The sequence below is a fragment of the Kurthia sibirica genome, assembly GCF_003143975.1.
In the GTDB taxonomy this organism is placed as follows: Bacteria; Bacillota; Bacilli; order Bacillales_A; family Planococcaceae; genus Kurthia; species Kurthia sibirica.
Genome location: NZ_QFVR01000004.1, coordinates 1 through 12,205, shown reverse-complemented (window position 1 = coordinate 12,205; position 12,205 = coordinate 1). Strand labels below are relative to the sequence as shown.

10 protein-coding genes are annotated in these 12,205 nt (G+C 37.3%); all 10 read left to right on the top strand.

Translation table 11 applies throughout. The features are described 5' to 3' along the window. Positions 1-73 precede the first annotated feature (73 nt). On the top strand, positions 74-1,342 hold the full coding sequence (clpX, locus tag DEX24_RS04000) for an ATP-dependent protease ATP-binding subunit ClpX (RefSeq protein ID WP_109305120.1): 1,269 nt from the start codon (positions 74-76) through the stop codon (positions 1,340-1,342). Between the two features lie 115 nt (positions 1,343-1,457). Beyond that, on the top strand, positions 1,458-3,782 hold the full coding sequence (lon, locus tag DEX24_RS03995) for an endopeptidase La (RefSeq protein WP_109305119.1): 2,325 nt from the start codon (positions 1,458-1,460) through the stop codon (positions 3,780-3,782). A 5-nt stretch (positions 3,783-3,787) separates the two neighbouring features. Beyond that, positions 3,788-4,369 carry a ribosome biogenesis GTP-binding protein YihA/YsxC gene (yihA, locus tag DEX24_RS03990; protein WP_109305118.1) on the top strand — a complete coding sequence of 194 codons (582 nt, stop codon included), beginning with the start codon at positions 3,788-3,790 and terminating at the stop codon, positions 4,367-4,369. Between the two features lie 154 nt (positions 4,370-4,523). Next, the gene (locus DEX24_RS03985; protein ID WP_109305117.1) at positions 4,524-5,120 is read left to right on the top strand and encodes a precorrin-2 dehydrogenase/sirohydrochlorin ferrochelatase family protein; all 597 of its coding nucleotides are present in this window, start codon (positions 4,524-4,526) and stop codon (positions 5,118-5,120) included. A 198-nt stretch (positions 5,121-5,318) separates the two neighbouring features. Next, complete coding sequence (gene hemA / locus DEX24_RS03980) at positions 5,319-6,683, top strand: glutamyl-tRNA reductase (protein ID WP_109305116.1); 1,365 nt, start codon at positions 5,319-5,321, stop codon at positions 6,681-6,683. Between the two features lie 203 nt (positions 6,684-6,886). Beyond that, positions 6,887-7,717, top strand: coding sequence for a cytochrome C assembly family protein (locus tag DEX24_RS03975; RefSeq protein ID WP_109305115.1), 831 nt, complete (start codon positions 6,887-6,889; stop codon positions 7,715-7,717). Positions 7,718-8,036: 319 nt separating this feature from the next. Next, positions 8,037-8,969, top strand: coding sequence for a hydroxymethylbilane synthase (gene hemC / locus DEX24_RS03970; protein ID WP_109305114.1), 933 nt, complete (start codon positions 8,037-8,039; stop codon positions 8,967-8,969). Beyond that, the gene (locus DEX24_RS03965; protein ID WP_109305113.1) at positions 8,959-9,717 is read left to right on the top strand and encodes a uroporphyrinogen-III synthase; all 759 of its coding nucleotides are present in this window, start codon (positions 8,959-8,961) and stop codon (positions 9,715-9,717) included. The genes hemC and DEX24_RS03965 overlap by 11 nt, the downstream gene beginning before the upstream one ends. A 2-nt stretch (positions 9,718-9,719) precedes the next feature. Continuing rightward, positions 9,720-10,712, top strand: a complete 993-nt coding sequence (gene hemB, locus DEX24_RS03960; RefSeq protein WP_109305303.1) for a porphobilinogen synthase — start codon at positions 9,720-9,722, stop codon at positions 10,710-10,712. Beyond that, on the top strand, positions 10,705-11,997 hold the full coding sequence (gene hemL / locus DEX24_RS03955; RefSeq protein WP_109305112.1) for a glutamate-1-semialdehyde 2,1-aminomutase: 1,293 nt from the start codon (positions 10,705-10,707) through the stop codon (positions 11,995-11,997). Before hemB ends, hemL begins: the two co-directional genes overlap by 8 nt. Positions 11,998-12,205: the final 208 nt, after the last annotated feature.

The following is a 12,205-nucleotide window of genomic DNA, read 5'->3' as shown; positions in this document are numbered from 1 at the left end:
TTGAGAAAGTACGTTATATTTGATAATGTCAATAGAATCTTGTAATATTGTTGCTTGAATAGGGGTGAAATAATTGTTCAAATTTAATGATGAAAAAGGCAATCTAAAATGCTCATTCTGTGGTAAACCACAAGAACAAGTACGTAAACTAGTAGCCGGTCCTGGCGTATATATTTGTGATGAATGTATCGATCTATGTTCTGAAATAGTAGTTGAGGAACTAGGCACTGAAGAAGATGTTGAAATGAAAGAAATTCCAAAACCAAAAGAAATTCTTAATACATTGGACAGTTATGTTATCGGACAAGAGCGCGCTAAAAAAGCCCTATCTGTTGCCGTATATAATCACTACAAACGCGTTAATTCTCAAAGTAAAATTGACGATGTAGAATTATCAAAATCTAATATTGTATTAATCGGACCTACTGGTAGTGGTAAAACATTGCTTGCTCAAACACTTGCTCGTATTATCGATGTGCCATTTGCTATTGCTGATGCCACTTCATTAACTGAAGCGGGTTATGTTGGGGAAGATGTTGAAAATATTTTATTAAAACTAATACAAGCTGCAGACTATGATATCGAACGTGCAGAACGTGGTATCATTTATATTGATGAGATCGATAAAGTAGCACGCAAATCTGAAAATCCATCCATTACTCGTGATGTTTCAGGTGAAGGTGTTCAACAAGCACTTCTAAAAATCTTAGAAGGCACAGTTGCGAGCGTTCCTCCACAAGGTGGACGCAAACATCCTCATCAAGAATTTTTACAAATTGATACGACGAATATTTTATTCATCGTTGGTGGTGCATTCGACGGAATCGAATCGATTATTAAACGCCGTAAAGGACAAAAAGTGATCGGTTTTGGTTCAACAGAAGAACAAAAAACAGATGATAAAAAATTAATGAAATATTTGGTACCGGAAGATTTATTGAAATTCGGTTTAATCCCTGAATTTATCGGCCGTTTACCAGTATTGGCTAGCTTAGAGCAACTAGATGAAGATGCTCTTGTTCAAATTCTAACGCAACCAAAAAATGCATTAACTAAACAATATGAAAAAATGATTGGCTTAGATAATGTAGAGTTGGAATTCACAGACGACGCTTTACTTGAAATTGCTAAAGAAGCAATTGAACGTAAAACAGGTGCCCGTGGTTTAAGATCAATCATTGAAAATGTTATGCTTGATGTGATGTTTGAACTTCCTTCACGTGATGATATCGCTAAATGTATTATTACGAAGGAAACACTTACTGAAAAAGCTCATCCAAAACTTTTATTAGAAGATGGAACTGAAGTTAAAGATTCAGATAGCGAAAAAACATCAGCCTAATCAAAACAAGGATACTAGCTGGCTTCGATTAAGTGCTAAATATGCACAATTTCGAAAGCCAGCTTTTTTATGTTTTATAGAACCTAGTACAATCATAAAATGGAGGTGGCTTCACATGGCAGAAAAAATGAGAACGTATAGAGTACCTTTACTTCCACTACGCGGTTTGATTGTTTACCCACATATGCTGTTACATATAGATGTGGGCCGTGAAAAATCGATGTCGGCTGTTGAGCAGGCAATGAATGACGATAGTACAATTTTCTTAGTAACTCAAAAGGAAATTGCAAAAGAAAACCCAGAAACAAAAGATTTTTATAGCATGGGTACACTTGCAAAAATTAAGCAGATGATTAAATTGCCAAATGGCACATCGCGTATTTTAGTTGAAGGCATTAGCCGTGCAAAAGTATTGGATTATATTGACGAGGAAAAAATGACAGTTGTTGATGTGGAGGCTTTCGTAGATTCAGAGGAAAAAACAATTGAAATGGAAGCACTCATGAGAACGTTATTGGAGTCTTTCGGAAAATATATTAAAGTGTCAAGTAAAATTTCTCCAGAACTTTTAGATACGTCTGTGGAAATTACCGATGCAGGTTTACTAGCTGATACTGTTGCAACGCATCTTCCTATGAAAATGGTTGCAAAACAAGAAATTTTACGTACTGTTGATGTTAAAGAGCGCTTGGAAGTTTTGTTACAACGTATTGCCAATGAACAAGAAATATTGAATGTTGAGAAAAAAATTCATTCAAAAGTTAAACGTTCAGTGGAAAAATCACAAAAAGATTTTTATTTACGAGAACAAATGAAGGCTATTCAAGAAGAATTAGGTGACCAAGAAGGTAAACCAGGCGAAGTTGCAGAGCTTAAAAAGAAAATTGCCGAAGCTGCGATGCCAGAACATGCTGAAAAAGCAGTGTTAAAAGAATTAAGCCGTTATGATAAACTGCCTGCTCAAGCTGCTGAGAGCGGCGTTATTCGCAATTATATTGATTGGATGATCGCTATTCCATGGTCGAAGGAAACAGAGGATCGTCAAGATTTAGCGGTGGCAGAGAAAATCTTGAATGATGACCATGATGGACTTGAAAAAGTGAAGGAACGAATTCTTGAATATTTAGCGGTTACGCAATTGAAAAGTTCATTAAAAGGACCGATTATCTGTTTAGCAGGACCTCCAGGTGTTGGTAAAACATCTCTTGCGAAGTCTATTGCTTCCTCGTTAAATCGTGAATTTGTCCGAGTTTCACTTGGTGGTGTGCGTGATGAGTCAGAAATTCGGGGACATCGCAGAACCTATGTTGGTGCAATGCCAGGACGTATTATTCAAGGGATGAAAAAAGCTGGAACGGTCAATCCAGTATTCCTTTTAGATGAAATTGACAAAATGTCGAATGATTTCCGCGGTGATCCTTCTGCAGCGATGTTAGAAGTTCTAGATCCAGAGCAAAATAATACGTTTAGCGATCATTATATTGAAGAAACATATGATCTATCAAACGTATTGTTTGTCGCTACAGCCAATGATCTCGGTTCAATCCCAGGACCGCTACGTGATCGTATGGAAGTCATTCAAATCAGCGGTTATACAGAGCAAGAAAAACTTCAAATTGCGATCAATCATTTGGCTCCAAAACAAATTATTGAAAATGGTTTGAAAAAATCACAGCTTCAATTTAAGCCGGATGCTATGTTAGACTTAATTCGTTACTATACGCGTGAGGCTGGTGTACGTGGATTAGAGCGTACAATTGCAAAAGTATGTCGCAAAGCGGCAAAACAAATTGTGACAGATGAGAAAAAACGTGTTATTGTTACAGTTAAAAACCTAACAGATTATTTAGGTCATCATAAAGTGTCTTATGGTCTTGCTGAAGAAGAAAATCAAATTGGTGTTGCTACAGGTTTAGCTTACACGACTGTTGGTGGAGATACACTTCAAATTGAAGTATCAATTACAGCAGGTAAAGGTAAACTGCAATTGACTGGTAAGCTAGGGGATGTCATGAAAGAATCAGCTCAAACAGCTCTTTCTTATGTACGCTCTAAACTGGATTTATTAAAGGTCAACGCAGATTATTTTGAGACGCATGATGTTCACGTCCATGTACCAGAAGGCGCTGTTCCAAAAGACGGACCTTCAGCTGGTGTAACAATGGTAACGGCCTTAGTGTCCGCAATAACGGAGACGCCTATTCGTAAAGAAGTCGGTATGACAGGTGAAGTAACATTGAGAGGTCGTGTGTTACCAATCGGTGGACTAAAAGAGAAATCTTTAAGTGCGCATCGCGCTGGTCTGAAAACGATTATCATTCCAAAGAAAAATGAACATGATATTGAAGATATACCAGAAAGTGTACGAAAAGAGCTTACTTTTAAGCTCGTGTCAAACGCAGACGAGGTATTGAAAATAGCGTTAGACGGAGGGAAATAATTTAAATGAAAGTTCATAATGTAGAATTAGTAATAAGTGCAGTACGACCAAATCAATACCCGGAGGATGGCTTTCCGGAGTTTGCTTTAGCAGGGCGCTCAAATGTTGGTAAATCATCGTTTATCAACAAGATGATTGGTCGTAAAAGTATGGCACGTATTTCATCTAAACCAGGGAAAACACAAACGTTAAACTTTTATAAAATCGAAGAAGAACTATTTTTCGTCGATGTACCAGGTTATGGTTACGCAAAAGTTTCAAAAACGGAGCGTGAAGCATGGGGAAGAATGATTGAAGAATACTTTACAAGCCGAGATCTTTTAAAAGCAGCGATTCAAATTGTCGATTTACGTCATGCTCCATCTGTTGATGATTGTATGATGTATGACTTCTTGAAGCATTATAATATCCCATGTATTATTATTGCTACAAAAGCAGATAAAGTGAAAAAAGCACAATGGGAAAAGCATAAAAAACTTGTCCGTACAACGCTTCAAATGGATGCAAGTGATCCATTGATTTTATTCTCTTCTGAAACAGGTAAAGGCTTCGATGAAGCTTGGGCTGAAATTGAAGGTCGCATGTAAGGTAATAGAAGGCAAAGAAGCTCCGAAATCGTTGAGATTTCGGAGCTTCTTTTATACTACATAATATGAGGGATACGTAGTTCCAATCATATATTAGTCAATGATATTAGGCGATTATATGGATTTTTGGTATAATTAGGTAAGGGGGTGCTATATGTCGTATTTACCAATAGAATTGAATAGTGAACAGTTACATTTTGTAGTAATCGGTGGTGGTATAATTGCAACTCGTAAAATTCGTTTATTAGTTAATAGTGGTGCAAGCGTGACAGTAGTCAGCCCAACAGCTACAGCCTATATAGCTCAGCAAGCTATGTTAAAGAAGCTTGTTTGGCATCAAAGACCTTATGAAAAAAAGGATGTAGAACGGAGTAAATACTGCATCATAGCAACAAATCAGCTAGAGCTAAACAATGCCATTCAAGAACAGTGTGCAGGGTTAGTATGTCGTGTAGATGATGCTTTTTTAAGTGATTTTATTTTGCCTGCAACGTTGCGGCGTGGCGAACTATTGATAACAGTTAGCACGAACGCCAATAGTCCGGCATTAACAAAGAAAATAGTGAGGTCTTTAGAAGAACAGTTTGATGAAAAGTATACCAGTTATATTCAATTTCTAGGACAATGCCGACAAACTTACAGGCACAATAAGGTATTATTACAGCAAATAGTTGATGAACGCTTTTTGAATTATAGTTTAGATGAGCGACAGCAAGAACTTGAAAAATTAGTTAGACTACAAGAACAATAAGAACAACTGCATTTTTACATATGTAAAAAAGGTTCAATTCATTGAATGAAGGGTAAAACTTTGGTAGACTTATATAAGAATGATTCTAATGAAGGAAATTATGACAGAAATCGTAATTATCTTATGTAAATAAAGAAAATACTTTTAGTGTGGTATAATATGATTTGTTAATATTGAACGTGAGAGGTGTATGATTTCATGCATACGATAGTTGTAGGGTTGAACTATAAAACAGCTCCAGTCGAAGTTCGTGAAAAGTTCTCGATAACAGAGAATGCACTTACTGAGGCGATGAGAGCTTTACAAAACGAAAAGAGCATATTAGAAAATGTTATTATTTCTACTTGTAATCGCACGGAGATTTATGCCGTGGTAGATCAGCTACATACTGGTCGTCATTATGTGAAGAAATTTTTAGCAAATTGGTTCAAGATTCCCGTTGAGGATTTTGAGAGTCATCTTTATATTCGTGAAGATGAGGCCTCAATGGAACATTTATTTAAGGTGACTTCTGGTATTGATTCAATGGTATTAGGAGAAACACAAATTCTTGGTCAAGTAAAAAATAGCTTTTTAGAAGCACAAGAGATTGGTACAACTGGTACAATGTTTAATCAATTATTTAAACAAAGCGTAACTTTCGCTAAAAAAGCACATGATGAAACAGCAATTGGAGAAAATGCCGTATCGGTATCATATGCTGCTGTTGAGTTAGGAAAGAAAATCTTTTCTTCACTTGAACATAAGCATGTTGCAATTTTAGGTGCTGGTAAAATGGGCGAATTAGCAATGGAAAATTTATATGGTAGCGGCGTACGTAAAGTGACCGTGTTAAATCGCACTTTATCTAAAGCGGAACTTCTAGCAGAGAAATTCCATGGCACACCAAAATCAATGCAGGAATTACAATGTACGTTATTAGAAGCAGATATCCTTATTACTTCTACAGGTGCAACGAATTATGTTATTGATTATGAATTAATGCAATTTGTTGAGAAGCTACGTAAAGGAAAACCACTATTCATGGTAGATATTGCAGTACCACGTGATATTGATCCTAAAGTGGGCGAACTATCCAATGTTTTTCTTTATGATATTGATGACTTACATGGCATTGTTGAATCGAATTTAGCAGAGCGTGAAAAAGCAGCAAGCCAAATTACGACGATGATTGATACAGAATTGCACGATTTCCAAAATTGGATGGATACTTTAGGTGTTGTACCAGTTATTGCTGCATTACGCAATAAAGCAACACGTATCCAAGAGGAAACGATGCAAAGTATCGAAAATAAAATGCCTGATTTAACAGAACGTGAAAAAAAAGTGCTAAGTAAGCATACAAAATCAATCGTCAATCAATTGTTAAAAGAACCGATTTTGCAAGCAAAAGAATTAGCAGGAACTGCAGATGCCAAAAAGCAATTAGCATTATTCCAACAAATTTTTGGCATTGAAGATGACGTAGAAGATGAAGTTGAAAAACAACAGCTTCATGATAAAGAACGTCGCCAAAAAGCTTCGATAGTTGGTGAAGAATTACAATCGAAATTATCATTTTAATCGTAAATAATACAGCGTTGTCGAATCTATGTGTTACTATATAGATACGAGGACGTTTTTTATTTTGTTCCCAATATGGAACTACAAATAGGGCATATAAAGAGTGATCCTTTAATGACTATATTGTTAGCATATTTAATGGCTTAGCTCATTTGAGTAGCTGTTTACATTATTCAAGCTATGAAACATAAGGGGAGTATAGTATGGTCGATTTAACTATGACTAGATTGCATGAAGCGATTGTCGTTTTATATGCAATCGGGATAATATTTTATTTTATAGACTACTTGAAAAAAGATGTTAAATCGCGTCGAATCGCTTTTTGGTTCGTTTCAATCGTTTGGGTATTACAATCGATTTTTTTAATTATCTATATGTATGAAACACATCGTTTCCCCATATTAACTTTATTTGAAGGGATTTATTTCTACTCGTGGCTACTTGTATCAATTTCGATTTTATTACATTGCATTTATCGAGTGGATTTACCGGTATTCTTCATTAATATAATCGGATTTGTATTTATGGTAATCCATACATTTGCACCAAATCAACTAGTACAATCACCAGTGGGTCAGGATTTATTGTCAGAATTACTATTGATTCACATTATTTTTGCGATTTTATCCTATGTAGCTTTTTCACTATCTTTTGTTTTCTCCGTACTTTATACGATTTTATACAATGTACTAAAAAAGAAAAAATGGACGAAGCAATGGACGCGGCTACCCTCTTTACAACAAGCAGAAAGTAGCTCAACATGGTCGATTATTATCGGAGTACCCATTTTATTTATTAGCCTTGTACTCGGTTTGATGTGGGCATATGTAACCGTTGATAATTTGAACGTTTTTGATATTAAAATTATGGGATCGATCATTTCCTTGCTAGCCTATTGTATTATTATTGTGTTAAATCGTAATGGTAAATTAAGATCAACTAAATACGCATGGGCAAATATTTATGCCTTCTTATTTATTATTATTAACTTCTTTTTAGGTAGTAGTTTATCCGGTTTTCATTTCTGGTACTAAAATAAAATAAGACAACCTCTAAAAAACTTCAGCTTCTGGATTTTTTAGAGGTTTTTTACAATGCCAACCTAGCTATTAGAAGGGCTCCATCTTACTGGTAATTCTGAAGTTGAACGGTTAATTGCACCTAGCAGACTATTTAATAGAAAGACTTTTTACCATAGGAGATTGTAACGATATCGTACGTTTTACAAGCATGTTTTTATGCTATTATAAAAGAATATAGTTGTTAACAATGTAGTATTCATCCACTTTCTGATAAAATGGGATGGAATGAATTCTTCATATAATTTGGTTTGCATAGAAGGGTAGGATAAATTTGCGTAAAATTATCGTAGGTTCAAGAAGAAGTAAATTAGCATTAACACAAACGAACTGGTTTATCGAAGAATTGAAAAAAACAGGAGCTCCATTTGAATTTGAAATCAAAGAAATTGTAACAAAGGGTGATCGTATTTTAGATGTTCAGTTATCTAAAGTAGGCGGTAAAGGTTTATTCGTTAAAGAAATTGAACAAGAGCTTTTTAATCAGGACATCGACTTTGCTGTACATAGCATGAAAGACATGCCAGCAGTTCTACCTGAAGGCTTAGTTATCGGCTGTATTCCTAAACGTGAAGATCCTCGCGATGCTTTTATAGCTACAAATCATGTGAAATTAGCAGATTTACCGCAAGGAGCAGTTGTTGGTACATCTAGCTTAAGAAGAAGCGCCCAGCTATTAAAAGTACGTCCTGACCTTACAATTAAATGGATCCGAGGGAATATCGATACGCGACTTGAGAAATTAGCGACAGCAGAATATGATGCGATTATTCTTGCGGCAGCAGGTTTAAAGCGCATGGGTTGGTCAGATGAGATCGTAACAGAATTTCTATCTACAGAAGTATGTGTACCAGCAGTAGGTCAAGGTTCTCTTGGTATTGAATGTCGTGGTGATGACGAGGAGTTATTGCAAGCATTGGCGAAAATGACAGATGCTGCAACATGGCAAACTGCAACTGCAGAGCGTTCATTCCTTACAGCTATGGATGGCGGCTGTCAAGTGCCAATAGCAGGTTATGCAACATTTAAAGATGGACAAGTAAATTTTGAAGGTCTTGTAGCAGCGCCTGATGCCTCCGTATTTTATACGCATACTGTTGCGCATACTGATGCAGAACAAGCTGGTAAAATTGTAGCGGAGAAGTTAACTGCTGAGGGAGCCTATGATTTAATCCAACGCGTTAAAGCTGAGCAAGATGAACAGTGAAAAACCGTTAACAAACGAACGGATTCTTTTGACGGGAACGGCAGTGACGAAAAAAATCACGTCATATATCCAAGAACTTGGTGGTCAGGTGGAACATTACCCGCTTATCCAAACGACAGAGTTACAACAAAAAGAAGATGAACAGCTCTTGCGAAGAAGCATGAATTTCGACTGGTTAATCTTTACGAGTCAACATGCCGTCGAGGCTTTTGCTGCAAAAATGGTACGTTTTGATAAGCAGGCAACAGCATGGTCCGTGCGCATTGCGGCAGTTGGAGATCAGACGGAGCAAGCCTTAGTAGCTGCTGGTTTTTCAGTGCATTTTAAACCTACACGATTTAGTGCAGATACGATGGTAGAAGAGATGAATACTGTCATTACAACCGATGAACAATGCTTGTTTATTCGTGGTTCTCTAGCAAAAAATACACTCGTTGATGGTTTGCATTGCCATGTTGAAACATGGACGATTTATGAAACCATCGAATCGATAAAATACGCCGCTGCTATGTTAGAAGCTATTCAAGCAAAAAGTAATTGTACGATTGTTTTTGCGAGTCCTTCAGCTGTTCGTGTTTTTGAACGAACAATACGACCAAAAATCAAGTGGTCGCAACTGCATATTGCGGCAATTGGTCATATAACGGAAAAAGCGCTTGCAACAGCCGGTGCACAGCAAATAATAACGCCCACAGTTTATACAATGCAGGCGGTAATTGATGAAATTGTGTTACGAAAGGACAGATGAAAATGACAAAATTGGATTTTAAAAGACATAGACGCTTACGTCAAAGTGCTACGATGCGTGCAATGGTGAAAGAAACTCATTTGCATAAGGAGGATTTTATTTATCCGATTTTTGTAATGGCAGGAAAGGATATTAAAAATCCAATTGCCTCGATGCCAGGTATTTTTCAATTTTCAATCGACCGTTTAAAAGAAGAAATGGATGAGGTTGTATCGTTAGGCATCCCATCTGTTATATTATTCGGTTTGCCAGCAGAGAAAGATTCAGTTGGTTCAGGTGCTTTTCACGATCATGGAATCGTTCAAGAAGCAACGCGTTTTGTTAAAAAACAGTATCCGGAAGTAGTTGTTATTGCAGACACATGTCTTTGTGAATATACATCACACGGTCATTGTGGCGTTGTGTCAGAAGATGAAAGAATCCTCAATGATCCGTCATTAGATTTATTGGCTCAAACAGCAGTGTCGCAAGCAAAAGCAGGAGCGGATATTATCGCGCCGTCCAACATGATGGATGGCTTCGTAACAGTTATTCGTCAAGGGTTAGATGCTGCGGGGTTTGAAGATGTACCCATTATGTCATACGCTGTGAAGTATGCATCTGCCTATTATGGTCCTTTCCGTGAAGCTGCAGATGGTGCACCAAAATTTGGCGATCGTAAAACCTATCAAATGGATCCATCGAATCGACTAGAGGCAATGCGTGAGGCAACTTCAGATGTAGAAGAGGGAGCAGATTTTCTCATCGTCAAGCCCGCGCTGTCTTATTTAGATATCGTACGTGATGTACGTAATAATTTTGATTTACCTGTTGTTGCATACAATGTATCAGGCGAGTACGCGATGATTAAAGCAGCAGCTATTAATGGCTGGATGGATGAGAAAAAAACAGTGCTAGAAACACTACTGAGTATGAAACGTGCAGGAGCAGATCTTATTATGACCTATCATGCTAAAGATGCTGCTCGCTGGTTGGAGGAAAAAAATAATGACTAGAACTTTTGAAAAATCACAAGCAATTTATGCGGAAGCCGTGAACCTAATGCCAGGTGGCGTGAACAGTCCCGTACGTGCATTTAAAGCCGTAAATCAAGCGCCTATCGTCATGGAAAGTGGTAAGGGTGCAATTATTACAGATGTTGATGGGAATTCATACATCGATTATGTTTTATCATGGGGACCACTCATTCTTGGTCACACACATCCAAAAGTTGTTTCAGCTATTCAAAAAGTTGCTGAGTCGGGTACCTCGTTTGGCGCATCTACAAAAATTGAAAATGAGTTGGCGAAAGAAGTAATTCGTCGTGTACCATCTGTAGAAATGATTCGTATGGTATCTTCTGGTACGGAAGCGACGATGTCAGCAATTCGTGCTGCACGTGGTTTTACAGGACGCGATAAAATTTTGAAATTCGAGGGTTCTTATCATGGGCATGGTGATTCACTATTGATCAAAGCTGGTTCTGGCGTCGCTACATTAGGCTTGCCAGATAGTCCAGGTGTCCCTATTAGCATCGCTCAAAATACGTTAACTGTGCCATATAATAATATAGAAGCCGTCCAACAAATGTTCGAAAAATATGGTGAAGATATCGCCGCTGTTATTGTTGAGCCTGTAGCAGGAAATATGGGCTGTGTACCACCACTTCCAGGATTTTTAGAAGGTTTACGTGAACTTACTACAAAAGCTGGTACAATTTTAATCTTTGATGAAGTGATGACGGGTTTCCGCGTGGGTTATCATTCAGCTCAAGGGTATTATAATGTACTACCAGACCTTACTTGCCTTGGTAAAGTAATCGGGGGTGGACTACCAGTTGGCGCTTTTGGGGGACGTCGCGATATTATGGAAGAAATTGCACCAGCAGGTCCTATTTATCAGGCAGGAACTTTATCCGGAAATCCTCTTGCTATGACTGCTGGTCTTGAAACGATTAGTTTATTAACGGAAGAGTCCTATACACATTTTGAAAAGTTGGGTGACCAATTGGAAAACGGCTTCCGTGAAGCCGCTGAAATGTACAATATTCCACATACAGTAAATCGTGCGGGCTCAATGATTGGTTACTTCCTAACAAATGAACAGGTGACGGACTTTGAAACAGCTAAAACGTCTGATTTAGCATTATTTGCAGAGTATTATGGCATGATGGCACAAGAAGGTATTTTCCTTCCACCATCACAATTTGAAGGTGTTTTTATGTCGACGGCCCATACGGAAGAACATATTGCCAAAACAGTTGCAGCCTTCCAAAAAGTATTTAAACAATTACGTAAATAAAATAGAAGAAAAAGCACACCTAGTAAGAGGGCACTGAAAAACTTATGTTTTTAATGACGAGTTGATTTTTTAGATAAAAACAAGGCACTTTCTGTTCGATTTGAACAGAAAGTGCCTTATTTCATTGTCTATTTCTTACTCTTTTTCATTTAGCAGTTTTAATATCCGCTTAAGATTGACAGCGAAAATTGGTGGAATCGCATTTCGA

What these genes read in the sequence shown, in the direction of transcription:
- DEX24_RS03965 (WP_109305113.1), top strand. Translation starts at nt 8,959, where the DNA reads ATGAACAGTGAAAAACCGTTAACAAACGAACGGATTCTTTTGACGGGA.
- hemL (WP_109305112.1), top strand. Translation starts at nt 10,705, where the DNA reads ATGACTAGAACTTTTGAAAAATCACAAGCAATTTATGCGGAAGCCGTG.
- hemB (WP_109305303.1), top strand. Translation starts at nt 9,720, where the DNA reads ATGACAAAATTGGATTTTAAAAGACATAGACGCTTACGTCAAAGTGCT.
- lon (WP_109305119.1), top strand. Translation starts at nt 1,458, where the DNA reads ATGGCAGAAAAAATGAGAACGTATAGAGTACCTTTACTTCCACTACGC.
- yihA (WP_109305118.1), top strand. Translation starts at nt 3,788, where the DNA reads ATGAAAGTTCATAATGTAGAATTAGTAATAAGTGCAGTACGACCAAAT.
- DEX24_RS03985 (WP_109305117.1), top strand. Translation starts at nt 4,524, where the DNA reads ATGTCGTATTTACCAATAGAATTGAATAGTGAACAGTTACATTTTGTA.
- DEX24_RS03975 (WP_109305115.1), top strand. Translation starts at nt 6,887, where the DNA reads ATGGTCGATTTAACTATGACTAGATTGCATGAAGCGATTGTCGTTTTA.
- hemA (WP_109305116.1), top strand. Translation starts at nt 5,319, where the DNA reads ATGCATACGATAGTTGTAGGGTTGAACTATAAAACAGCTCCAGTCGAA.